The 23317-nt window shown below is 65.7% G+C and carries 19 protein-coding genes and 1 tRNA gene; 11 read left to right on the top strand and 9 right to left on the bottom strand.

The genetic code is table 11. The features are described from left to right. Window positions 1–108: 108 nt before the first annotated feature. Window positions 109–684, top strand: coding sequence for a TMEM165/GDT1 family protein (locus tag CNE_RS04630; RefSeq protein WP_035819898.1), 576 nt, complete (start codon window positions 109–111; stop codon window positions 682–684). Between the two features lie 162 nt (window positions 685–846). Here the strand turns inward: CNE_RS04630 and CNE_RS04625 are convergent, their stop codons facing one another. Further along, a complete protein-coding gene (locus tag CNE_RS04625) occupies window positions 847–2058 on the bottom strand; it encodes a urate hydroxylase PuuD (protein WP_013955979.1) in 1212 nt (403 codons plus the stop codon). A gap of 31 nt (window positions 2059–2089) precedes the next feature. Next, on the bottom strand, window positions 2090–2443 hold the full coding sequence (gene uraH, locus CNE_RS04620) for a hydroxyisourate hydrolase (RefSeq protein WP_013955978.1): 354 nt from the start codon (window positions 2441–2443) through the stop codon (window positions 2090–2092). A gap of 297 nt (window positions 2444–2740) precedes the next feature. On the opposite strand from uraH, the gene CNE_RS04615 reads away from it, so the two are divergent. The 6 genes from CNE_RS04615 to CNE_RS04590 all read left to right on the top strand — a co-directional run bounded on the left by CNE_RS04615 (window position 2741) and on the right by CNE_RS04590 (window position 8422). Then, window positions 2741–3511 carry a GntR family transcriptional regulator gene (locus tag CNE_RS04615; protein WP_013955977.1) on the top strand — a complete coding sequence of 257 codons (771 nt, stop codon included), beginning with the start codon at window positions 2741–2743 and terminating at the stop codon, window positions 3509–3511. A gap of 179 nt (window positions 3512–3690) precedes the next feature. Continuing rightward, on the top strand, window positions 3691–5097 hold the full coding sequence (locus CNE_RS04610) for a nucleobase:cation symporter-2 family protein (RefSeq protein ID WP_013955976.1): 1407 nt from the start codon (window positions 3691–3693) through the stop codon (window positions 5095–5097). Between the two features lie 125 nt (window positions 5098–5222). After that, window positions 5223–6173, top strand: coding sequence for an allantoinase PuuE (gene puuE, locus CNE_RS04605; RefSeq protein ID WP_013955975.1), 951 nt, complete (start codon window positions 5223–5225; stop codon window positions 6171–6173). Next, window positions 6170–6688 (top strand): 2-oxo-4-hydroxy-4-carboxy-5-ureidoimidazoline decarboxylase, encoded by a 519-nt coding sequence (gene uraD, locus CNE_RS04600; RefSeq protein ID WP_013955974.1) that lies wholly within the window; start codon window positions 6170–6172, stop codon window positions 6686–6688. Before puuE ends, uraD begins: the two co-directional genes overlap by 4 nt. 183 nt (window positions 6689–6871) lie before the next feature. Next, window positions 6872–7936 (top strand): porin, encoded by a 1065-nt coding sequence (locus CNE_RS04595; protein ID WP_013955973.1) that lies wholly within the window; start codon window positions 6872–6874, stop codon window positions 7934–7936. Window positions 7937–8176: 240 nt separating this feature from the next. After that, window positions 8177–8422 (top strand): hypothetical protein, encoded by a 246-nt coding sequence (locus CNE_RS04590; RefSeq protein ID WP_013955972.1) that lies wholly within the window; start codon window positions 8177–8179, stop codon window positions 8420–8422. 110 nt (window positions 8423–8532) lie between these two features. Here CNE_RS04590 and CNE_RS04585 read toward each other — a convergent pair whose 3' ends face one another. Both CNE_RS04585 and CNE_RS04580 read right to left on the bottom strand, forming a co-directional pair. Continuing rightward, a complete protein-coding gene (locus CNE_RS04585; protein ID WP_013955971.1) occupies window positions 8533–10854 on the bottom strand; it encodes an NADP-dependent malic enzyme in 2322 nt (773 codons plus the stop codon). A gap of 342 nt (window positions 10855–11196) precedes the next feature. Further along, window positions 11197–11820, bottom strand: a complete 624-nt coding sequence (locus tag CNE_RS04580; protein WP_013955970.1) for a DUF4136 domain-containing protein — start codon at window positions 11818–11820, stop codon at window positions 11197–11199. Window positions 11821–12090: 270 nt separating this feature from the next. On the opposite strand from CNE_RS04580, the gene pepN reads away from it, so the two are divergent. From pepN to CNE_RS04565, 3 genes are all read left to right on the top strand, one after another. Next, window positions 12091–14787 (top strand): aminopeptidase N, encoded by a 2697-nt coding sequence (pepN, locus tag CNE_RS04575; protein WP_013955969.1) that lies wholly within the window; start codon window positions 12091–12093, stop codon window positions 14785–14787. A gap of 97 nt (window positions 14788–14884) precedes the next feature. Beyond that, complete coding sequence (locus CNE_RS04570; RefSeq protein ID WP_013955968.1) at window positions 14885–15901, top strand: class 1 fructose-bisphosphatase; 1017 nt, start codon at window positions 14885–14887, stop codon at window positions 15899–15901. A gap of 150 nt (window positions 15902–16051) precedes the next feature. Next, a tRNA-Thr gene (locus tag CNE_RS04565) sits at window positions 16052–16127 on the top strand. A gap of 342 nt (window positions 16128–16469) precedes the next feature. On the opposite strand, the gene ppk2 is transcribed toward CNE_RS04565, so the two are convergent. Continuing rightward, window positions 16470–17387 carry a polyphosphate kinase 2 gene (gene ppk2, locus CNE_RS04560; protein WP_013955966.1) on the bottom strand — a complete coding sequence of 306 codons (918 nt, stop codon included), beginning with the start codon at window positions 17385–17387 and terminating at the stop codon, window positions 16470–16472. A gap of 130 nt (window positions 17388–17517) precedes the next feature. Then, window positions 17518–18906: an FAD-binding oxidoreductase gene (locus CNE_RS04555; protein WP_013955965.1), complete on the bottom strand. Its 1389-nt coding sequence runs from the start codon at window positions 18904–18906 to the stop codon at window positions 17518–17520. Between the two features lie 245 nt (window positions 18907–19151). Here CNE_RS04555 and CNE_RS04550 point away from each other — a divergent pair, with 245 nt between their 5' ends. Further along, window positions 19152–20264 (top strand): CapA family protein, encoded by a 1113-nt coding sequence (locus CNE_RS04550; protein WP_238553044.1) that lies wholly within the window; start codon window positions 19152–19154, stop codon window positions 20262–20264. A 61-nt stretch (window positions 20265–20325) separates the two neighbouring features. On the opposite strand, the gene CNE_RS41685 is transcribed toward CNE_RS04550, so the two are convergent. The 3 genes from CNE_RS41685 to CNE_RS04540 all read right to left on the bottom strand — a co-directional run bounded on the left by CNE_RS41685 (window position 20326) and on the right by CNE_RS04540 (window position 23297). Continuing rightward, complete coding sequence (locus CNE_RS41685) at window positions 20326–20481, bottom strand: hypothetical protein (protein ID WP_013955963.1); 156 nt, start codon at window positions 20479–20481, stop codon at window positions 20326–20328. A 255-nt stretch (window positions 20482–20736) separates the two neighbouring features. After that, window positions 20737–22350 (bottom strand): DUF342 domain-containing protein, encoded by a 1614-nt coding sequence (locus tag CNE_RS04545; RefSeq protein ID WP_013955962.1) that lies wholly within the window; start codon window positions 22348–22350, stop codon window positions 20737–20739. A 140-nt stretch (window positions 22351–22490) separates the two neighbouring features. Beyond that, window positions 22491–23297 carry a hypothetical protein gene (locus tag CNE_RS04540; protein WP_013955961.1) on the bottom strand — a complete coding sequence of 269 codons (807 nt, stop codon included), beginning with the start codon at window positions 23295–23297 and terminating at the stop codon, window positions 22491–22493. Window positions 23298–23317 lie beyond the last annotated feature (20 nt).

Raw genomic sequence — 23317 nt, 5'->3', positions numbered from 1 at the left:
GTCCAGCCTGGCGAGACCGATGACCATACCTTTCTGGCCGGGCCGGGAAAGGTGTGCGTCATTGGCATCTCGCGATGCATTGCGGCCCGGTTACCCCACAAGACCAATATGGAAGCCTTCCTCGTCTCCACAGGCATCGTCGCCCTAGCTGAAATGGGCGACAAGACGCAATTGCTGTCGCTGGTGCTGGCCGCGCGCTACCGCAAGCCCGTTCCCATCATCCTTGGCATCCTGATCGCCACGCTGTTCAACCATGGCTTTGCCGGCGCGCTCGGCGGCTGGATCACGCATGTGCTGGGCGAAAGCCTGCTGCGCTGGATCCTGGGCCTGGGCTTTATCGCGATGGCGGGATGGATGCTGATCCCCGACAAGCTCGACGACGCCGAACAGGCCAAGCCGGTCAAGGGCGCCCTCGGCATCCTCGGCACCACCATCGTGGCGTTCTTCTTTGCCGAGATGGGCGACAAGACCCAGATCGCCACCGTGGCGCTGGCCGCGCGCTTCAGCGATGCGGTGATTGCCGTGGTGGCCGGCACCACCTTCGGCATGATGGTCGCCAATGCGCCGGCGGTCCTGCTTGGCGACAAGTTTGCCAACAAGATGCCGATCGCGCTGGTGCACAAGATCGCGGCAGGGATTTTCCTGGTGCTGGGGGTGTTGGCGTTGCTAAATATCGGCGGATAAGTCGCCGAAAAAAAACGGGGCGCAAGGCCCCGTTCAAACCCTCGCCGGTCCGGTACTGACGGTTGCCAACTGCACAACCCTCCGGACCGTCGATCACCGATGCTCGGATTTCACGGGCCGGCTGCACGCGCCGGCCCTGATGCTTTTCAGATCAAGCCACCCTTAGTTAGTGGTCTTGGCACCGCCTTCGAACCACTGGCCCAGCAGGGCGCGTTCGTCGTCGGTGATCTGCGTCACGTTGCCCAGCGGCATCGCCTTCTGCTGCACGGCCTGCTGGTAGATCAGCTGGGCGTGGGCCTTGATGTCTTCCGCGGTGTCGAGCTTGATGCCCTTGGCTGCGGTCGGCATCATCTTCGGCTGCGCGGCGTGGCACTGCACGCAGCGCGCGTTCAGCACTTCCTGCACCTTGGCAAAGCTGACGGTGGCAGCGGCGGCGTCACCGCCTTCTGCCTTGGCCACGGCCGGGCGCGGTTGCGGCGCGATCAGCACGGCGACCACGGCCAGCACGGCAACGCCGGCTGCGGGCCAGGCCACGTTGATCTTGCCCTTGTGCTTGAGGATGAAGAACTGGCGGATCAGCACACCGGCCAGCATGATCAGGATCAGCGCGGCCCAGTTGTACTTGTAGCTGTAGGTCATGCTGTAGTGGTTCGACAGCATCGCGAACAGCACCGGCAGCGTGAAGTACGTGTTGTGCACGCTGCGCTGCTTGGCGTTCTTGCCATGGACCGGATCGACCGGCTGGCCTGCGCGCAGCGCGGCAACCACCTTGCGCTGGCCCGGGATGATCCATACCAGCACGTTGGCGCTCATGATGGTGGCGATCATCGCACCGGTCAGCAGGAACGCCGCACGGCCCGAGAACAGGTGGCACGCCACGTAGGCAGCCACGGCCACGTAGATCGCCACCAGCACGCCCACGGTCTTGTCGCTCTTGCCGAACACGCGGCAGATCACGTCATAGACCACCCAGCCCGCGGCCAGGTAGGACAGCGCCAGGCCGACCGCCGCGCCAGGCGACATGTCGTAGACGTTCTTGTCGATCAGGAACGTGCTGGCGTTGAACAGGTACAGCACCACCAGCAGGCCGAAGCCGGTCATCCAGGTGGAATACGACTCCCAGTAGAACCAGTGCAGGTTCTCAGGCAGCGTCTTGGGCGCGGTCAGGTATTTCTGCGGGTTGTAGAAACCGCCGCCGTGCACGGCCCACAGCTCGCCGCCGACACCCTTCTCCTGCAGGTCAGGATCGGTGGGACGGGTCAGGCTGTTGTCGAGCCAGACAAAATAAAACGAGGAGCCGATCCACGCGATCGCCGTGATGACGTGCACCCAGCGCAGCAGCAGATTGGCCCAGTCGAGAATGTAGCCTTCCATGTCTTGTCTCCTGTTTCCCTATGCCACCGCTTCAGCTGCCGCGGTAGGTCGAGTACGACCAGGGCGAAACCAGGAGGGGCACGTGGTAGTGCGCGTTGACATCGGCAATACCGAAGCGCAGGGGCACCACGTCCAGGAAAGCCGGCTCGGGCAGCTGCGTGCCTTGCGCGCGGAAGTAGTCGCCCGCAGCGAATTCCAGCTCATACACGCCAACGGCGAAGTCCGCGCCTTCCAGTAGCGGCTGGTCGCAACGGCCGTCGTGGTTGGTCATGACTGTCTTCAGGGTTTCGCGACGATTGTCGACAATCTTATGAAGAGTAACCGACATGCCCTTGCCGGGCGTGCCGGCAGCGGTGTCGAGTACGTGTGTGGTCAAGCGTCCCATCGTGTTTTTCCTTAGGCGATTGGGTTGTGAGGGGCGCCGCTGCCTTCACTAGCACCATTTGTGGGAATGGTGCCCGCTCGGTACGTCTGGTAACGCATCCCGGCGCTGGGTGGTGCGTGGCGACAATGCGCCTGCACTACCCGGTTGGCAATTCAGGGATTTCCCTAAGTTGTCGAAAACCTGAGTCTGTTTTGTTGACAATATTGAAGCAGTAACCAAATAATTGTCAACAATTTTTGGATCACCGCTGCCTGATGTCCAGGATTTGCGGTGCCCCGCCTGACTGCTGGTGCCACGATGTCCAAGAGCCTGAAGCTGATTGCCGCCAACGCCGAAACCAAGGCCGACGCCGAGCCGACCGAAATCCAGGCGGGCAAGCCCGCCAAGCCCGCACGCAAGGGCTCGGTCGAAGAGCGCATGTATCACGAGATCTACGACGCGATCATGGAGCACCGGCTGCCGCCGCGCACCAAGCTGACCGAGCATTCCCTTTGCGAGATCTATGCCACCGCGCGACACACGGTGCGCAAGGTGCTGTCGCACCTGGCCGCCGACGGCATGGTCGATCTCGAACCCAACCGCGGCGCCTTTATCGCCAGCCCCTCCACCGACGAAGCGCACGACATGTTCGAGCTGCGCCAGATGCTGGAACGCGCGGTGCTGGAAAAGCTTGCCGGCATGCCCGACGTCAAGACCGTGATCGCGCCGCTGCGCCAGATGGTGGCCAGCGAGCGCCAGGCCTTCCTCACGCATGACCGGCCCAAATGGATCCGCCTGTCCGCCGAGTTCCATACGGCCCTGGCGGAACTGTCGGGCAACGCGCTGCTCGTCAACATGATGCGCCGGCTGGTGTCGCGCACCACGCTGATGATCGCCAGCGTGGAAGCCCCGGGCAACAACGCCTGCTCGTTCGATGAACACGAAGAGATCCTCGACGCACTCGAACAGGGCAATGCCGCGCTGGCCCAGTCGCGCATGGCGCACCACCTTGGCGCCTGCGCCGACCGCGTGCAGCCGGACGAGCCGGGCAACTTTGATCTTCGCAGCGTGCTAGGCCGCTCTACCTAGCACGGTGTTCCCGCCCCTGCCCCCAAATACAAGGCCAGACCCGGTCGGCAAACAGCACCCGGCTCACCGACGAGAGTGCTGACACGACCGGCAGATAACGGTCCGGAGACCTTCCGGGATCCAGAACCGGGGCCATGGCAGTGGTGTTCCCATCAAACCAAAGGAGAGGAGACGCACCCATGAATTCCGCAAGCACCACGGTCCCGACGGACCTCACCAACGAGCGTTTGCCTTCCGGGCGCCTGCTCGCGCTCGGGTTGCAGCACGTTCTGGTGATGTACGCCGGCACGGTTGCCGTGCCCCTGATCGTGGGTGGCGCGCTCAAGCTGCCCAAGGACCAGCTGGCGTTCCTGATCAACGCCGACCTGTTCGCCGCGGGCCTGGCCACGCTGATCCAGGCCTTTGGTTTCTGGAAGTTCGGCATCCGCCTGCCGGTGATGATGGGCGTGACCTTCGCCTCGGTGGCGCCGATGATCGCCATCGGCACCGATCCCAATGTCGGCCTGCTCGGCATCTATGGCGCGGTGATTGCGTCGGGGATTTTCGGCATCCTGATTGCGCCGATGATGGGGCGCATGCTGGGGCTGTTCCCGCCGGTGGTGACCGGCACGGTGATCACGCTGATCGGCGTGTCGCTGATGCGCGTGGGCATCAACTGGGCGGCCGGCGGCCAGCCCACCACCCGTGCCGTGATCGACGGCGTGGTCAAGGAGGTGCCCAACCTCGCCTACGGTGACCTGGCCAACCTCGGCATTGCCGGCCTGACGCTGCTGATCATCCTGCTGCTGACCAAGTACGGCCGCGGCCTGGTGGCCAACTGCGCAGTGCTGCTGGGCATCATCGCCGGCACGCTGGTGGCGATGGCGATGGGCAAGGTGTCATTCGAAGGCCTGGATGAAGCCAGCTTCATGGCTGTCATCACCCCGCTGCACTTCGGCATCCCGACCTTCGAAGTGACCGCCATCCTGTCGATGTGCATCGTCATGCTGATCACGCTGGTGGAATCCACCGGCATGTTCCTGGCGCTGTCGGACATCACCGGCAAGAAGCTGAGCAACGAGGACCTGACCCGCGGCCTGCGCGCCGACGGCCTGGGCACCGTGATCGGCGGCATCTTCAACACCTTCCCGTACACCTCGTTCTCGCAGAACGTAGGCCTGGTGACAGTGACCGGCGTGCGCTCGCGCTACGTGGCGGCTGCCGGCGGCATCATCCTGATCGCGTTCGGCCTGTTCCCCAAGATGGCCCACGTGGTGGCCTCGGTGCCGCAGTTCGTGCTGGGCGGCGCCGGCATCGTGATGTTCGGCATGGTGGCCGCCACCGGCATCCGCATCCTGGGCTCGTGCGATTTCAACCGCAACCGTTACAACCTGTTCATCGTCGCCATCTCAATCGGCGCCGGCATGATCCCGACGCTGGCACCGACCTTCTTCCAGTACCTGCCGAAGTGGACCGGTCCGTTCACCCACAGCGGCATCGTGCTGGGCACCATCGTGGCCGTGGCGCTGAACCTGTTCTACAACGGCATCCAGTCGCGCGAGGAGGCCATGCGCAACGCCGCCGCCAACTCGCACGGCACCGAGTAACCGAAGCAACGGTATCGAAGTATCCGGCACCGCCGCCGGCACGACTGGCACGTACATTGCGTGATGGTCGGCGCTTGCGGGCGGCGCGGCGGTGCCGGAAGTTTTCCTGAAGCAAGCAAAGACACATGATCAAAGATAACTATCCACGCGATCTCATCGGATACGGTGCCCGGCCGCCGCACGCCCGCTGGCCGGGCGGCGCGCGCGTTGCGGTGCAGTTCGTCCTCAACTACGAAGAAGGCGGCGAAAACTGCGTGCTGCACGGCGACGCCGCCTCCGAGCAGTTCCTCTCCGAGATCGTCGGCGCCGCGGCCTACCCCGACCGCCACATGAGCATGGAGGGCATCTACGAATACGGCTCGCGTGCCGGCGTCTGGCGCCTGCTGCGCGAGTTCGAGAAGCGTGGCCTGCCGCTGACCATCTTCGGCGTGTCGATGGCGCTGCAGCGCCATCCTGAACTGACCCGCGCCTTTGTCGAACTGGGCCATGAGATCGCCTGCCACGGCTGGCGCTGGATCCACTACCAGGGCATCGACGAAGCCACCGAGCGTGAGCATATGCGCATCGGCATGCAGATCATCAAGGACCTGACCGGCGAGTTGCCGCTGGGCTGGTACACCGGCCGCGACAGCCCCAACACGCGCCGCCTGGTGGTGGAGCATGGCGGCCTGCTGTACGACTCCGACTACTACGGCGACGACCTGCCCTTCTGGACCGAAGTCGAAGTCACCGGCGGCGAGAAGAAGCCGCACCTGGTGGTGCCGTACACGCTCGACTCCAACGACATGCGCTTTGCCACGCCGCAGGGCTTCAATACCGGCGAACAATTCTTCCAGTACCTCAAGGACGCGTTCGACGTGCTGTACGAGGAAGGCGACCCGAGCGGACAGGACAGCCCCAAGATGCTGTCGGTCGGCATGCACTGCCGCCTGCTCGGCCGCCCGGGCCGCTTCCGCGCGCTGCAGCGCTTCCTCGACTATGTGCAGGGACACGACAAGGTGTGGATCTGCCGCCGTGTCGACATCGCCCGCCACTGGGCCGATACCCACCCCTACACCCCCCGGAACCAAGCATGAGCCAGACCTACACCATCGCCCAACTCAACACCATGCCTGTCGCGGAGTTCGTGCAGGTGCTGGGCGGCATCTACGAACATTCGCCGTGGTTTGCCGAGGCCGCTGCCGCGCAACGGCCCTTCGCCGACGGTGCCGCGCTGGCGCAGGCACTGCGCAAGGCCGTCGATGAAGCCGGCGAGGCGGCCCAGCTCAAGCTGGTGCGCGCTCACCCGGAGCTGGCCGGCAAGGCCGCCGTGCGCGGCGAGCTGACCGCCGAATCCACGCGCGAGCAAAGCGGCGCCGGCCTGAACCTGTGCACGCCAGAGGAGTTCGACCGCCTGCAGTCGCTCAACGCGGCCTACAACCAGAAATTCGGCTTCCCGTTCATCCTGGCCGTGCGCGGCTACGACCGCCACGGGATCATCGCGGAGTTTGCGCGCCGCCTGGAAAACACGCCGCAGCACGAGTTGCAAACTTGCATCAACCAGATCCATCACATTGCGCAGTTCCGGCTTGACGACTTAGTATCCGCCTGAGCAAAAAAGCGTCACCTGTATAACAAAAAACGCTGTACCCGATGCCGCCGGCACCCCATGCACCACCCACCACCGAGCCAGGCCAGGCGGCACGAATAAAAGCACCAAGACATTAGAAGAACCCGACAGGGACCCAGTACACAACGTTCCAAGCAGGATCGATCAAACCACGGAGGTCTAACAATGCAGAAGCAGTACAAGCCGGCACTAAAGCTGGCGGTAGCGGCTACCCTTTTTTCCGGCGCGGCCATGGCCCAGTCCAGCGTCACGCTGTACGGCCAGGCTGACATGTTCGTCGGCGGCGTCAAGAGCCCGGGTTCGGGCGAGCGCGCATGGGTGGCCAACTCGGGCGGTATGCAGACGTCCTACTGGGGCATCAAGGGCACCGAAGACCTGGGCGGCGGCACCAAGGCCATCTTCGACCTGAACGGGTTCTTCCGCACGGACAGCGGCAACAGCGGCCGCTTCAACGGGGATTCGATGTTCAGCCGCAATGCGTACGTCGGCCTGCAGAATGACAAGCTGGGCACGTTGAAGCTGGGCCGCAACACGACCCCGTACTTCATCTCGACCATCCTGTTCAACCCGCTGGTCGACTCGTACGTGTTCTCGCCGACCATCTTCCACACCTACTTCGGTGCCGCCAGCAATGGCGTGGTGGACCCGGGCATCATCGGCGACTCGGGCTGGAACAACTCGGTGCTGTACTCCACCCCGAACTTCGGCGGCCTGAGCGCGAACCTGATCTACTCGGCAGGCGAGAAGGCAGGTGCCGCGGGCCAGAACAAGTGGGGCGGCAACCTGATGTATTTCAACGGGCCGTTCGCCGCGACCGTCGCGTACCAGCAGGTCCGCTTCAACGCGGTTCCCGACGACCTGTCGAGCGCGGGCTTCAGCCGCCAGGACGCCGTCCTGGGCGGCATCACATACGACTTCAAGGTGGTCAAGCTGTTCGCCCAGGGCCAGTACATCAAGACCAAGGCCAGCACGGCCGCCAGCGGCGACATCAAGCACACCAACGGTCAGGTCGGCGCCTCGGTGCCGATCGGTGCCGGCAACGTGCTGGCGTCCTACGCCTATGGCAAGACCGAGAACGCAATCGGTGACTTCAAGCGCAACACGTTTGCCGTCGCCTACGACTACAACCTGTCCAAGCGCACCGACGTGTACGCCGCCTACTACTACGACAAGATCACCGGCATCGAGCACGGCGATACCTTCGGCGTGGGCGTGCGTCACAAGTTCTGATGACGTAACCGTCTCACCGGCAGTCCTGCAGCCCGCCCTTCCGGCGGGCTTTTTCATTGCCGCGTTCGCATCACACTGTGCGGAAATCTGCCACCGCAATGCTGCGCCGCGCCATCGCATGCCGTCAGGCAATACGGATCGAAAGCCAGCATTTCATAGATGGATTCAATTGGAAGCCCCCCTTCACGCTTCCTAGATTGGTGTTCCGGACCCTCAAAACGACATTGAGAGAGGTGATTCATGCGGCGCTACCCGAAGACCCGTTCCGAACTGATGGCCATCCTGAACCAGTGCCTCGACAACAACCCCGAGTGCGGCGAATGCGAACTGCACGCGGTGCGAATGCACCAGCCTGACCATACCGGATGCAACTGGAGCGCCGAGGTCGATTTCCCGCAGGAATATGTTGAAAACCTCGACACGCAGTTGGCCGCGGCCAAGTCGATCATCGTCGTGATGCGCGAGCAGTACAACGTGCTGCAATAGCAACCACGTCAAGTGCCTTCCCCCCGCAATTGCCGCGGGGCAGCATCAAACAAAAAGCCGGGTCGGACGACCCGGCTTTTTGCATTCTTGCTGACTTCGTTTTCAGCGCATCAGCGCACCGCGCCGCTCTCCGCCACGGCCACCGCCGTCATGTTGACGATACGGCGTGTGGTCGCCTGCGGGTTCAGGATGTGCACCGGCCTGGCCGCGCCCAGCAGGATCGGGCCCACCGTCACGCCCTGCCCGCCCGTGATCTTGAGCAGGTTGAAGGCGATATTGGCCGCGTCCAGCGTCGGCATCACCAGCAGGTTGGCGCTGCCGGCCAGCTTGGTCGACGGCAGGAAGTGGCGGCGCACGTCTTCGTCCAGTGCTGCGTCGCCCTGCATCTCGCCTTCCACTTCCAGGTGCGGTGCCACCTTGGCCAGGATAGCCGCAGCCTCGCGCATCTTGCGCGCCGACGGACGGGTCGAGGAACCGAACATCGAATGCGACATCAACGCGGCCTTGGGGACCAGGCCGAAACGCGCGATTTCCTCAGCGGCCAGTTGTGCGATCGCGGCCAGTTCCTCGGCGGAGGGATCGTCATTGACGAAGGTGTCAGTGATAAACAGCGTGTGCTTCTCCAACATCAGCGCGTTCATCGCGGCGAACACCTTGGCGCCAGGCGCCAGGCCGATCACGTCACGCACGTGCTCGAGGTGAGCCTCGAAGCGGCCGACCGTGCCGCACAGCAGCGCATCGGCATCGCCCATGTGCATCAGCATCGTGCCGATCAGCGTGTTGGAGCGGCGCAGCGCCACCTTGGCCATGTCCGGCGTCACGCCGTCGCGACCGCGCAGCGCGTGGTAGGCCTCGTGGTAGGCGCGGTAGCGCGGGTCTTCTTCCGGATTGACCAGGTCGAAGTCCACCCCGGCCTTGAGGCGCAGGCCGGCCTTCTCGATGCGCATCTGGATCACGTGCGGGCGGCCGATCAGGGTGGGGCGCGCCAGCCCTTCGTCCACCACGGTCTGCACGGCACGCAGCACGCGCTCTTCCTCGCCCTCGGCGTAGGCCACGCGCTTGGGCGCGGCCTTGGCGGCCGAGAACACCGGCTTCATGATCAGGCCGGTGTGATAGACATAGGTGGACAGCTGCTGGCGATACGCTTCGAGGTCCTTGATCGGGCGCGTGGCCACACCGGATTCCTCCGCGGCCTTGGCCACCGCCGGCGCGATCTTCTCGATCAGGCGCTGGTCGAACGGGGTCGGGATGATGTAGTCCGGGCCGAACTTCAGCTCACGGCCGCCGTAGGCGGCGGCAACGGCGTCGTTCAGCTCGGCCTCGGCCAGCTCGGCGATGGCCTTGACGCAGGCCAGTTTCATCGCTTCCGTGATCTTGGTCGCGCCGCAATCCAGTGCGCCGCGGAAGATGTACGGGAAGCACAGCACGTTGTTGACCTGGTTCGGGTAGTCCGAACGGCCGGTGGCGATGATGCAGTCCGGGCGCGCGGCCTTGGCCACTTCCGGGCGGATTTCCGGCTCGGGGTTGGCCAGCGCCAGGATGATGGGCTTGTCGGCCATGGTCTTGACCATCTCGGCGGTCAGCACGCCGGCGGTCGAGCAACCCAGGAAGACGTCGGCGTCCTTGACGATGTCAGCCAGCGTGCGCGCCGAGGTGTCCTGTGCGTAGCGCGCCTTGTTGGCTTCCATGTTGACGTCGCGGCCAACGTAGATCACGCCCTTGGAGTCCACCACCGAGATGTTCTCGCGCTTCACGCCCAGGCTGACCATGGTGTCCAGACAGGCAATGGCAGCCGCGCCGGCGCCGGACACGGCCAGTTTCACCTTGCCGACGTCCTTGCCGACCACCTTCAGGCCATTGAGCAGCGCCGCGGTCGAAATGATGGCGGTGCCGTGCTGGTCGTCGTGGAAGACGGGGATGTTCATGCGCTCGCGCAGCTTCTGCTCGATGTAGAAGCATTCCGGCGCCTTGATGTCTTCCAGGTTCACGCCGCCCAGCGTGGGCTCGAGCGCGGCAACGATCTCGACGATCTTGTCCGGGTCGCGCGCGTCGAGCTCGATGTCGAACACGTCGATGCCGGCGAACTTCTTGAACAGGCAGCCCTTGCCCTCCATCACCGGCTTGCCGGCCAGCGGGCCGATATCGCCCAGGCCCAGCACGGCGGTGCCGTTGGTGATCACGGCCACCAGGTTGGCGCGCGAGGTGTACTCGGCGGCGGTAGCGGGGTCCTTGGCGATTTCCTCGCAGGCATAGGCCACGCCCGGCGAGTAGGCCAGCGACAGGTCGCGCTGGTTGGACAGCGCCTTGGTCGCGGTTACCTGGATCTTTCCCTTGGTGGGGCTGCGGTGGTATTCCAGCGCAGCGAGGCGCAGCTGCGCTTCAGGACTGTTCGGGGCATGTTGCGGTGCATCACCGCTAATCTTGCTGCTCATTGGCTCGTCCGGAAAATGGCCCGGACCGGAAGCGCCCCTCTCCCGCCAAGAACCGGCTCGGGCCCGATCGAGAAGTCTCAGGATACGGGCCGGCAGCGAATGACAACGCCTGGCAGCGAAACTGGCGATTCCGGCAGACAGGCCGGAAAAATCGAGCAACCATTCTAGCCCACGTGTCCGCGCAAAGTACCACCACAGCCCGCCTGCAGGCCGTTTTTTGAGTGGATTATTCCAGTTAAACAGCTTTTACCATTGCGTATGCAATGCAGGTGCAGACGCATGCCCCTGCATGCATCCGCACGCATCGCCTGGCCAGGACCGCGCGGCCGGCCCCCGGCTGCCCTACTTTGCGTTTTTCTCGACCTCCAGCGTCACCCGGCGCGGACGGCCGCTCTCGGCCGGGAAGTCGGTAAAGGCGCTGCGGATCAGGTAGGGCATGACCGCCGGCAGGCTGCCGTTTTCGGTCTGGTTCTGCGCGGTGACCTGGTAGATCCGCTTGCCGCTGGCCGCATCCCTGAAATACACCCGCAGGCTGGAGAACGTCACCGGCACGTCGCGCACCACGGTCTGCGGCGGCCAGTAGCCCGGCCCCCATGGGCCCCACGGACCCCAGGGCCCGTAGGGGCGGTAGTAGCCGGGCCCCCAGTATGGGCCCCACGGGCCGTACCACGGGTCCGAGTAGACGGTCTCGGCCACGCGCACGATGCCGGGCGCGGCATCGAAGTCCATGCTGACGCGATAGCGCGCCTGTTTCGCCGGCACCTGCTCGAAGCCGATCCCCGCCAGCGCCGCGGCCAGCCACTGCTCATAGGTCTGGTGGTCCAGCTGCGCCGCCTGCTCGGCGCTGCGCTCGAAGCTGTAGGTGCGCGGCGCATCGTTCTGCCACCCGGGCTGGCGGAACGCCGTGACATCGGTCACCACCGTGCTGGCGCACCCTGACAGCAACAGCGCCGCCAGCAACGCCATCGCCCCCCACCACCTGCGCGGCCCCGCCGCTCCTGCATTGCCGACACCGCCTGCGCGCTGCCACATAGTGCTACCTCGCTTTCCTCTGAATACCCACGTGTCTCTGAGACCACGCCGCCGGCGCGGAATTCCCCGCAGCATGCCGATGCCGTGCTGCGCCGGGCCGCGCCCCGACCCCTTGGCTACAATGAGGACTTCAGCGCCATGCTTCGCTGCCGCGCGCATGGCCCGCCCCCTTTCCTAACGGTCTTCCGAAGACAGGATCTTTCCATGCTGCGCACCGACACGCCCGTTACCGTCTATCGCAAGGACTATACCCCGCCGCCGTTCGCCATCGACCACGCCGAGCTGGTGCTGGACCTCGATCCCCAGCGCACCGTGGTCACCAGCACGCTGCGCTTCGCGCGCCAGGCCGGCGCGCCCGACGCACCGCTGGTGCTGGCCGGCGAGGAACTCGAACTGATCGGCGTCAGCCTGGAGGGCAAGCCGGTCGCCAACGCGACCCAGGATGCCGGCACGCTGACCATCCCCGGCCTGCCGGCGCAGGGCACGCTGGAGATCACCACGGCGTGCCAGCCCGCGGCCAATACCACGCTGTCGGGCCTGTACGTGTCCAACGGCAACTTCTTCACCCAGTGCGAAGCCGAGGGCTTTCGCCGCATCACCTACTTCCTGGACCGCCCCGACGTGATGGCGACCTACCGCGTCACGCTGCGCGCCGACCGCGCCGCCTATCCGGTGCTGCTGTCCAACGGCAACCTGGTGAGCCAGCTCGAACTGCCCGACGGCCGCCACGAAGCCGTGTGGGAAGACCCCTTCCGCAAGCCGGCCTACCTGTTCGCGCTGGTCGCGGGCAAGCTCGAATGCATCGAGGAACGGATCCAGTCCGCCTCCGGCAAGGACAAGCTGCTGCAGGTCTGGGTCGAGGCGCGCGACCTCGACAAGACCCGCCACGCCATGGATTCGCTGATCCATTCGATCCGCTGGGACGAGCGCCGCTTCGGGCTGGAACTTGACCTGGATCGCTTCATGATCGTCGCCGTGGGCGACTTCAACATGGGCGCGATGGAGAACAAGGGCCTGAACATCTTCAACACCAAGTACGTGCTGGCCAACGCGCAGACCGCCACCGACACGGACTTCGCCAATATCGAGGCGGTGGTCGGCCATGAGTACTTCCACAACTGGACCGGCAACCGCGTGACCTGCCGCGACTGGTTCCAGCTTTCGCTCAAGGAAGGCCTGACGGTGTTCCGCGACCAGGAGTTCTCGGCCGACATGATGGGCTCGGAATCCGGCCGCGCGGTCAAGCGCATCGAGGACGTGCGCGTGCTGCGCCAGGTGCAGTTCCCCGAGGACGCCGGCCCGATGGCGCACCCGGTGCGCCCCGACAGCTATGAAGAGATCAACAACTTCTACACGGTCACCGTGTACGAGAAAGGCGCCGAAGTCGTGCGCATGTACCAGACCCTGCTCGGCCGCGAGGGCTTCCGCAAGGGCATGGACCTGTACTTCCAGCGCCATGACGGCCAGGCCGTCACCTGCGACGACTTCCGTGCGGCAATGGCCGATGCCAACGGCCGCGACCTGAGCCAGTTCGGCCTGTGGTACAGCCAGGCCGGCACCCCGGTGGTGACGGCGCGCACGGACTGGAACGGCGACGACGGCAGCCTGACGCTGACGCTGTCGCAGCGCTGCCCCAAGGTCGGCATCGAGACCCGCGCCGGCACGCCCGAGAAGCAGCCCTTCCATATCCCGTTCGCGCTCGGACTGCTTGGCGCAGACGGCAAGGACCTGCCGCTGCAGCTCGAAGGCGAAAGCACGCCCGGAGCGACCACGCGCGTGCTCGACTTCACGCAGGCCGAGCAGCGCTTCCGCTTCATCAACCTGCCGCGCGGCGCCAGTGCCCCGCTGCCCTCGCTGCTGCGCAACTTCTCGGCGCCGGTGATCGTCGATGCCGAGTACACCGACGCACAGCTGACCTTCCAGCTGTCGCACGACAGCGACGCCTTCAACCGCTGGGAAGCCGGCCAGCGCCTGGCCACGCGCGCGCTGCTGCAGATGGTGGCAGACGTGCAGGCCGGGCGCGAGCTCAAGCTCGAGCCCGCGCTGGTGCAGGCCATGGGCGCCGTGCTGACCGACGACACGCTCAATCCCGCCTTCCGCGAACAGGCGCTGGTGCTGCCCGCCGAGGCCTACCTGGCTGAGCGCATGGGCGTGGCCGATCCCGCCGCCATCCACCGCGCCCGCCAGTTCATGCGCGAAGGCCTGGCGCGCGCGCTGCAGGCCGACTGGCTCGCCGCCTACGAGGGCAACGCCACGCCGGGCAACTACTCGCCCGATGCCACATCCGCCGCCAGGCGCGCACTGCGCAACCTTGCGCTCGGCTACCTGGCCGACAGCGGCGACGCCGCGATGCAGGCGGTGGCCGAGCAGCAGTACCAGAACGCCGACAACATGACTGACCGCTTCGCCGCGCTGTCGGCGCTGGTCAACAGTTTCGCCCCCGGGCGCGAGCATGCGCTGGCGGACTTCTACGAGCGCTTCGAGGACGACCCGCTGGTGATCGACAAATGGTTCTCGCTGCAAGGCATGCAGCGCGGTGAAGTCGGCCCGCACGCCGGCAAGCGCACCATCGACACCGTGCTCGCGCTGATGGAGCACCCCGCCTTCAACCTGCGCAACCCCAACCGCGCGCGTTCGCTGATCTTCAGCTTCTGCTCCGGCAACCCGGCGCAGTTCCACGCCCAGGACGGCTCGGGCTACCGTTTCTGGGCCGACCAGGTGCTGGCGCTCGATGCCATCAACCCGCAAGTGGCCGCGCGCCTGGCGCGGGTGATGGACCGCTGGCAGAAATACGAACTGGCGCTGCGCGACCGCATGCGCGCCGAACTGGAACGCGTCGCCGCCAGCAGCACGCTGTCGCGCGACGTGCGCGAGATCGTCGGCAAGGCGCTCGCCGCCTGAGCGGCGGGAACGACACAGGGAGGCCCGCCCACGCCCCCTTTGCCCGGCCAAGCGCGGCCGGGCATGTAGAATTGCGGCCATCCAAGGAGAACCAACCATGACTCGCATCAGCCTCACCCGCTACCTGGTCGAGGAGCAGCGCAAGCACAACACGATCCAGCCCGAACTGCGGCTGCTGATCGAAGTGGTCGCGCGCGCCTGCAAGGCCATTTCCAACGCCGTCAGCAAGGGCGCCCTCGCCGGCGTGCTGGGCTCGGCCGGCACCGGCAACGTCCAGGGCGAAACCCAGCAGAAGCTGGACGTGATCGCCAATGAAGTGCTGCTCGACGCCAACGAATGGGGCGGCCACCTCGCCGCCATGGCGTCGGAAGAAATGGAATCGTTCTACGAGATTCCCAACCGCTACCCGAAGGGCGAATACCTGCTGATGTTCGACCCGCTGGACGGCTCGTCGAACATTGACGTCAATGTCTCGATCGGCACCATCTTCTCGGTGCTGCACATGCCCAAGCCGGGCCAGACCGTGACCGAGGCCGACTTCATGCAGCCCGGCACCCACCAGGTCGCCGCCGGCTACGCCGTATACGGCCCGCAGACCACGCTGGTGCTGACCGTCGGCAACGGCGTGCACATGTTCACGCTCGACCGCGAGGCAGGCAGCTTCGTGCTGACGCACTCCAACGTGACGATCCCGGACGACACCAAGGAATTCGCCATCAACATGTCGAACATGCGCCACTGGGCCCCGCCCGTGCGCCGCTATATCGACGAATGCCTGGCCGGCGAAGAAGGACCGCGCGGCAAGAACTTCAACATGCGCTGGGTCGCCTCGATGGTTGCGGACGTGCACCGCATCCTGACCCGCGGCGGCGTCTTCATGTACCCGTGGGACAAGCGCGAGCCGGAAAAACCGGGCAAGCTGCGCCTGATGTACGAAGCCAACCCGATGGCCATGCTGGTCGAACAGGCCGGCGGCGCCGCCACCAACGGCCACCAGCGCATCATGGACGTGCAGCCAGAAAAACTGCACCAGCGCGTCTCCGTGATCCTGGGCTCCAAGAACGAAGTGGAACGCGTCACCCGCTACCACCTGGAAGCCGAAGGCAAGGCCTGATTCCGGACGTGCCGCAATAGCACGGGGCGCCCAGGTGGCGCTCCGTTTTCTTTTGGCCCCGGCCGGATGGCACGGGCGACACAAAAGGGGTTCACAAGGCGGAAAAACGCTGCTACTATTGCGGGCTGTTCCAGTTCACCGGAACATGTTGCCGAAGTAGCTCAGTCGGTAGAGCAGCTCATTCGTAATGAGAAGGTCGGGGGTTCGATTCCTCTCTTCGGCACCACAGAATTCCAGGGCATCGCCCACGCAAGCCAACCCGGACAGCGTCACGCTCTCCGGGTTTTTTGTTGCCTGTGATCGGGCAAAGCCGGCGGTGGCAGCGGGCGCCCCAGCCGTTGCGCCCACCAGTAGCGGAAGGGATGATCGAGATCGGGATAAAGCACGGGCTGGCTGAAGCAGCCGGCACGCTTCATCAGAAGGTAGGCAGCAAGCATGGCCGCCCAAAAAACTAGCAGTTCCACGATAACGGCCACCCTTGGATTTACAGGTGGCTGTTTTCATTATAGGTAGCCGTCTACCGCAGGGGGACGATGGCGCACCCGTGCAAACCCTAGGGTCTGATTCCTCAATACACATCCGGCACGATCATCTCCTTCGGCACCGGTTGCCGCACATAGTCCTCATGCCGTTCGCGCCCCGGCAGCACCACGCTGGGCGCCTCTACCTCCGCATAGGGCACCTGGCTCAGCAGGTGATGGATGCAGTTCAGCCGTGCGCGCTTCTTGTCGTCGGCCTGCACTACCCACCACGGCGCTTCGGCAATATGCGTGCGCTCGAGCATGATTTCCTTAGCCTTGGTGTAGTCCTCCCAGCGGCGCTGCGATTCCAGGTCCATCGGGCTCAGCTTCCACTGCTTGAGCGGATCGTGGATGCGGCTCAGGAAGCGCAGGCGCTGTTCGTCGTGCGTGATCGAGAACCAGTACTTGATCACCTGGATGCCGGAGCGCACCAGCATCTTCTCGAACTCGGGCACGGAGCGGAAGAACTCTTCGTACTGCTCGTCGGAGCAGAAGCCCATCACGCGCTCGACGCCGGCGCGGTTGTACCAGCTGCGATCGAACAGCACGATCTCGCCGGCGGCGGGCAAGTGCGCCACGTAGCGCTGGAAGTACCACTGGGTGCGTTCGCGGTCGTTGGGCGCGGGCAGCGCCGCCACGCGGCAGACGCGCGGGTTCAGGCGCTGCGTGATGCGCTTGATCACGCCGCCTTTGCCGGCGGCGTCGCGTCCTTCGAAGATGATGACGATCTTGTGCCCGGTGGCGGCCACCCAGCTCTGCAGCCGCACCAGTTCGCCCTGCAGGCGGAACAGCTCGCGGAAATAGTGGCGGCGGCTGTCCTGCTCGGCCTCGTCGTCCAGGTGCACCGGATCGCCGAAGGCCTCGCTGGCTTCGCGGTCGTCCAGTTCCAGTTCGATCTCTTCGTCGTAGTAGTCGGCCACCTCGTTGTGGATGCGCCGCACCAACTCTGCTTCGCCCGGTCTCATCTGATCTGCCCTCCCTGTCGATACAACGCGGTCGCGGCGATACTCGCATGCCAGTATTGCAGCCGCGTGAAAACGGGGCAGGCCACCCGCCCTGCCCCGCCTTCCTGCCTGTTCCTGCAGGTTACGCCAGTTACGCCGCTGGATTGATGTTGTGGTTGTGGCGGAACAGGTTGCCCGGATCGTAGCGCCGCTTCACCTCGACCAGCCGGTCGTAGTTGGGCCCGTAGGCCGCGCCAATGCGGTCGGTTTCTTCCTGCGTCAGGAAGTTCACATAGACGCTGCCCAGCGCGAAGGGTGCTGCTGCACGGAAGACTTCACGGGCCCAGCTGATGCATTTGTCGTCGTCAGCGGGCGCGTCCCAGCGCCCGTGCAGGTTCATGATGAAGTTGGCATCGCGGCTGGCGTAGGCAGTCGCGTCAGGCGCGACGCGGTTGGTCTGCCCGCCCATGGCGCCGATAAAGACCTCGCATTGCGGCGAGGGCAGCTTGCCGATCTGCTCGATCAGCATCGTGATCAGGCCGTCGTCCAGCCCGGCGAAGTTGTGCGATTTCCAGTAATTGCGCGCGCCCGGCGTCAGCAAGGGATCGAACGCCTGCTGCCATGCCGTGAGCGGCATGGGACCGACATGCTCGCCATAGGGCGTGCCGAGCTTGCGCAACGGCTCGACCAGTTCGGGGCCTTTGTCAGGCGGGCCGATATAGCAGATTGCCAGTGCCGCGATCGGCTTGCCATGCGCCTCGGGCGGCAGGAACGGCAGCGGCGGCGCCTGGCGCAGCACCACCCAGACGGTCAGTTCGTCCGGCATCGACTTGAACAGCTCGCGGTAGGCCGGCAGCACCGCGGCTGCCTGTTCGAGCGGATAGACGATCAGCCCGCCATAGACCTCGGGGCCGACCGGGTGCAGCCGGAACTCGAACATCGTCACCACGCCGAAGTTGCCGCCGCCGCCGCGTAGCGCCCAGAACAGGTCGGCGTTCTCGTCGGCGCTGGCGCGCACCAGCTTGCCGTCGGCAGTCACGACCTGTGCCGACACCAGGTTGTCGACGGTGGTGCCGAACTTGCGGCTGAGCCAGCCGAAGCCGCCGCCGAGCGTCAGCCCGGCCACGCCGGTGGTGGAGTTGATGCCCAGTGGCGTGGCGAGGCCAAAGGCCTGCGCTTCATGGTCGAAATCGCGCAGTGTGGCGCCAGGCTCCACGAAGCCACGTTGCGCGTGGGGATCGATGCGCACGGATTTCATCTGCGACAGGTCCAGCACCATGCCATCCTCGCAGATTGCCAGCCCGCCGATATTGTGGCCGCCGCCGCGTATCGACAGCAGCACGCCATGGTCGCGCGCGAAGTTGACCGCGGCGATCACGTCGGCGGCGCCCGCGGCCTGCACGATCAGCGGCGGACGGCGGTCGATCATCGCGTTCCAGATGCGGCGCGCTTCGTCGTAGCCGCTGTCGTTCGGCTGCAGCAGGCGCCCGCGCAGTTGCGCCTTGAGTGCCTCAATGTGTTCCTGCGATGGCTGGGCCATAGTGTGCCTCCCGATGCTGGTTGGAAACATCGGACGGCGCGCGGCGTCTGGGTGCAGGGAAATGGCCACGAGGACCGATGACTACATCATTTAAGGCAGGCACCGCCCGAATGTAAATGGGCCTCTGGCCCCACGCGCACAATCTCCATGGCAAGTGCCGCAACGCGATCATGCCGCGCCGCCACCCTGCCGGCCTATCATGAATGAACAGCCGGCACGGCGCCCTCGCGCCGTCCGTCTGCGCCATGAACACAGCCAGCCACCCTCCCCTGTTCCTGTGCGGCGACGTAATGACCGGGCGCGGCATCGACCAGATCCTGGCGCATCCCAGCCTGCCGCTGCTGCATGAATCGTATGTGCATTCCGCGCTCGACTACGTGCGCCTGGCCGAGCACAAGGCCGGCCCGATCGCGCGCCCCGCCTCGCCGGAATACCCGTGGGGCGATGCCCTGGCCGAACTGGAAAGCCGCGCTGCGCGGCCGCGCATCGTCAACCTGGAAACCGCCATCACCACCAGCGACGATGCCTGGCCCGGCAAGGCGGTGCACTATCGCATGCATCCGGGCAATATCGCCTGCCTGCAGGCCGCCGGCATCGACTGTGCGGTGCTGGCCAACAACCATGTGATGGACTGGGGCCGCGCGGGCCTGACGGATACGCTGGCGGCGCTCGACGGCGCGCATATCGCGCATGCCGGCGCCGGCCCCGACGAGGCGAGCGCGGCGCACGCCGTACAGCTGCCGCTGCCCGGCGGCGGCCGCGTGCTGGTGCTGGCCCTCGCCATGGAAAATGCCGGCACCCCGGCGGCGTGGCGCGCCAGCGCCGGACATTCCGGCGTGAACCTGCTGGAAGACTGGTCCGTTGCCTCGCGCGAACGCATTGCCGCACAGGTGCGCAAGCTCAGGCGTGCCAGCGACGTCGTGGTGGTATCGATCCACTGGGGCCCGAACTGGGGCTACCACATCGACCCCGCGCAACGCGCCTTTGCCCGCGAGCTGGTGGAAAGCGGCGGAATCGACATCGTGCACGGACATTCCTCGCATCATCCGCTGGGGATTGAGCTGCATGCCGGCAAGCCGATCCTGTATGGCTGCGGCGATTTCATCAACGATTACGAAGGCATCGGTGGCTACGACGAATACCGGCCGGACCTGGCGCTGATGGCCTTCGTCAGCTTCGATGCCGGCGGCAGCGCCGACCTGCGGCTGGTGCCGTTGCGGCGCAGCCATTTCCGTCTGGCCTACGCGCGCGAAGTGGATATGACGTGGCTGCAGGCCATGTTTGAAGACGAGGGACGGGCACTCGGCACCCGGGTGGAGCGCAGCGGATTGCATGAACTGCGCTTGTGGGCCGCATGAGCCTCAGTCCATGAAAAAGCCCGCCGTGGCGGCGGGCTGCACGAAATCGAATCGCCAGGCGTCAGTGGCGATGGATCATGTGATCAAACCATGTGCGCACTGACTGCTCCTGCTGCTGCAGCAGCGTCGGGTTCTTTTCCCGCAACATCCAGATGGTAAATGCGGCGCACGCAACAAGGGCGATCAGGACCAGCGCGGTAATCAAGGTGGCGGCCATAGCAACCTCCTTTGGATAATGGTTGCACCTTCAGTGTAGTTCGCCTGGCAGCCATCACGGAAAACAGAAAGGCCAGCCTTGATGGCTGGCCTTCCGGTTATTCCAGTGCCACGTGAGTTGGTTCCGTGTAACGCTTCCGCAGAGTGCTGATCCGCTTCTTCATTCACTGCCCGACTCTAGCTCTCTCGCCCATCCTGCGGCACCCCAGGACATAACTGCAGCATAGTACAAATCCCCGCGGATAACAGCGCGCGTTCAGCTGACGACGATGCGGTCGTCGACCAGGCGGATCTGGCCGCCAGGCTTGTCTTCCATCACTTTGAGCACGCGGCTGCCTACTTGCAGCGTGACGCCGCCATGGATGCGGCGCGCGGCGTCGATCACGGCCTCGGCGGCCGGCTGCATCTGCTGCCCCAGTTCGGTCAGGCGTGCCTCCAGCTCGAACAGGTCGCGCGACAGCTTGAACAGTGTCGCGCGCGCCTTTTCGCGCAGGTCACCCACGGCCTTCTCGGGATGCTTGGCAAAGAAATCCACCAGCTGTTTGACCTTGTTCTGCTCTGCCAGCATGCGGCGGCGCTCGGCTTCCAGCGCGGCGCGCTGTGCGTCGGCAAATGGATTCAGGCCGACCTGGATGCTGGTGGCGGTGCCGGCCGGTGCGCCCAGCACCGCGGCGCGCACCGCCAGCAAGGCACGGCTGCGGCCGCCGCTGATGCTACCCTGCGCGCCGGTGCCGCCCACCACGATGCGCTCGCCGGCAGCAACATCGCTCTGCCGGATGCCGCTTTCGACGTTGACCGCGGTGCCGGCCTCGACCACGGCGTTCTCGATAAAGCGTGCCTTCACCGCGCCCTTGCAGCGCACGCTGGCACGGCTGATGCCGCCTTCGGCGCGGCCGGTGTCGGCCTTGCCGATGATGCCGCCCTTGACGATGACATTGCCGCCGGCCTCGACGTTGGCGGCTTCGATGGTGCCCTCGACCACCACGTCGCCGCTGACATTGACCGACATGCCGGTGCGGATATCGCCCGACACGCGCAGCGTGCCGTCGAACGCCACGTTGCCTGAGTGCAGGTCGACCGAGTCCACCTGCACCACCGGGCTGACCGAGATGCCGTGCACGCCCACCACCGGCGATCCTGCGATCACCGCGCGCAGCAGCTCCGGATCGTCGGCATCGGCGGCAGCGCCGGTCAGGCCTTCGGCAAAGGGCGGATCATCGACCGGATCGGCGGCGACGGGCTTGCCGAATACGTCGATGCCGTCATTGCCATGCACTGCCGGGATGCGCCGCATCAGCGGCGTGCCGGGGCTGACCAGCAGCAGGTTGCCCAGGTCGCGCAGGTCGACCTTGCCGGCCTCGTCGTCAGGCTGCGCCGGCTTGCGCGGTTCGAGCAGGTTGATAAAGCGCGCCGGCTCACCCTGGCGCGGCGCGACGCCGGCGGCAATGGTGCGCAGCTCGCAACGGCCTTCGGCCAGCGCGGCGTCCAATGCCAGGGTCTGGACCGGTGCCACCACGCCGCGTTCGGCCACGGCGCGACGGATGTCCTCCGCGCTGACCGGGCGGCCGCCTTCGGCTGGCAGCAGCGTCAGCCGCACGGCCAGGCCGTCGGCGGTGATGTCGAGCTCGAAGGCGCCGTCGATCAGCGCACCGATGGTGGCATCGATCTCATGCTCGGCCCGCTGGCATTGCGCCAGGAACTGCGCCACCGCGCGCGCATCCAGCCGCGCGCCGGCCCAGCCCAGGCTGTCCAGGCATTGGCGCAGGCTGGCCTGGTCCGGCGGCAGCCTGCCCGGCTGCGGCGTGTAGCGCGCATGCACCTGCTCGCCTGGCTCGGCAAGTTCCAGGCGCAAACCCGACTCATGCGTCATGCGTCCCCTGAATCGTCTTGTGGAGCCGCGCGGCGGGTGCCGGCGCTCCGCTTGTTATCGATCCATAACCAACGGCAGCCGCGCGGAGAACTTTAGCGCACAGCACCCCGCGTGGGGGGATGATCCGGACGATGCCCGGGTTATCTGACCGAGACCACCTCGATGGTGCCGGTCTGGCCGTTCTGCACGACCTCCTGCTTCATGACCAGGCCCATGTCGGGGCAGTACCAGTCCGTGACGCTGGCGGTCGCCGGCGGCACCGACACGGTGTGGCCCGCCACGGTGACCGGCGCCATGGTCGTGCTGCGCTCGTAGCGGACCGGCCAGCAGGATTTCTGGCCGAGGCGGGTGGGAATGGTCGCGCGCTTGCCGACGACCTTGCCGCCGATGGTGACCTTGGCGGACGGGATCTTGGCCTGGCCGGCGCTCTGGCCGGCGGCGGTCATCTGCAGGTCCATGCGCACGGTCTGCGACTCGCCCGGCAGCCGCTGCCCTTCCGCTTCAATGACGCCGCCGTAGGCCAGCGTGCCGACCGCGCTGCTGTCGAGCATGCCCGATGCCGTGCCGGCGGCGCTCTTGCCCTCGACCTTGCCCGGCGCGCCGCCGCGCGAGATGGTCAGGCGGTCTTCGATCACCGCCATGGTGTAGTCCAGCCGCGTCTCGTTGGCTGAGCCGGCCGCGGCCACATTCGACACGACGCTGATATTGGCATTGCACTGGCCCTTGCCCGACTTGCGCACGCCGGACACGGACATGGTCGCCGTGCCCGGCGCACCGCCCTGCATGGTCATGCGGATCTCGCCGCCGTCATGCATCCACGGCGCATCGCAGACGCCGGCCGCAGCGGCTGCCGGGAGCAGCAGCGCAGCCAGGGCCAGGCTTGCGCCAAGCGCCGTGCGGCGGTCGAGGGATTGACGCGCGGTCGCGCGGTCGGATTTCTTCGGCATCTGTCGCCTCTCCATTAGAT

It is taken from the genome of Cupriavidus necator N-1, from assembly GCF_000219215.1.
Classification (GTDB): domain Bacteria; phylum Pseudomonadota; class Gammaproteobacteria; order Burkholderiales; family Burkholderiaceae; genus Cupriavidus; species Cupriavidus necator.
This window is presented reverse-complemented; position numbering and strand designations above follow the sequence as displayed.

Coding starts and splice junctions, on each gene's coding strand:
- CNE_RS04540 (WP_013955961.1), bottom strand. CDS start 23,297: ATGCCGAAGAAATCCGACCGCGCGACCGCGCGTCAATCCCTCGACCGC.
- CNE_RS04550 (WP_238553044.1), top strand. CDS start 19,152: ATGAACACAGCCAGCCACCCTCCCCTGTTCCTGTGCGGCGACGTAATG.
- uraD (WP_013955974.1), top strand. CDS start 6,170: ATGAGCCAGACCTACACCATCGCCCAACTCAACACCATGCCTGTCGCG.
- CNE_RS04615 (WP_013955977.1), top strand. CDS start 2,741: ATGTCCAAGAGCCTGAAGCTGATTGCCGCCAACGCCGAAACCAAGGCC.
- CNE_RS04590 (WP_013955972.1), top strand. CDS start 8,177: ATGCGGCGCTACCCGAAGACCCGTTCCGAACTGATGGCCATCCTGAAC.
- CNE_RS04610 (WP_013955976.1), top strand. CDS start 3,691: ATGAATTCCGCAAGCACCACGGTCCCGACGGACCTCACCAACGAGCGT.
- CNE_RS04625 (WP_013955979.1), bottom strand. CDS start 2,058: ATGGAAGGCTACATTCTCGACTGGGCCAATCTGCTGCTGCGCTGGGTG.
- CNE_RS04595 (WP_013955973.1), top strand. CDS start 6,872: ATGCAGAAGCAGTACAAGCCGGCACTAAAGCTGGCGGTAGCGGCTACC.
- CNE_RS04585 (WP_013955971.1), bottom strand. CDS start 10,854: ATGAGCAGCAAGATTAGCGGTGATGCACCGCAACATGCCCCGAACAGT.
- uraH (WP_013955978.1), bottom strand. CDS start 2,443: ATGGGACGCTTGACCACACACGTACTCGACACCGCTGCCGGCACGCCC.
- puuE (WP_013955975.1), top strand. CDS start 5,223: ATGATCAAAGATAACTATCCACGCGATCTCATCGGATACGGTGCCCGG.
- CNE_RS04570 (WP_013955968.1), top strand. CDS start 14,885: ATGACTCGCATCAGCCTCACCCGCTACCTGGTCGAGGAGCAGCGCAAG.
- CNE_RS04630 (WP_035819898.1), top strand. CDS start 109: ATGGAAGCCTTCCTCGTCTCCACAGGCATCGTCGCCCTAGCTGAAATG.
- pepN (WP_013955969.1), top strand. CDS start 12,091: ATGCTGCGCACCGACACGCCCGTTACCGTCTATCGCAAGGACTATACC.
- CNE_RS04580 (WP_013955970.1), bottom strand. CDS start 11,820: ATGGCGTTGCTGGCGGCGCTGTTGCTGTCAGGGTGCGCCAGCACGGTG.
- ppk2 (WP_013955966.1), bottom strand. CDS start 17,387: ATGAGACCGGGCGAAGCAGAGTTGGTGCGGCGCATCCACAACGAGGTG.
- CNE_RS04545 (WP_013955962.1), bottom strand. CDS start 22,350: ATGACGCATGAGTCGGGTTTGCGCCTGGAACTTGCCGAGCCAGGCGAG.
- CNE_RS04555 (WP_013955965.1), bottom strand. CDS start 18,906: ATGGCCCAGCCATCGCAGGAACACATTGAGGCACTCAAGGCGCAACTG.
- CNE_RS41685 (WP_013955963.1), bottom strand. CDS start 20,481: ATGGCCGCCACCTTGATTACCGCGCTGGTCCTGATCGCCCTTGTTGCG.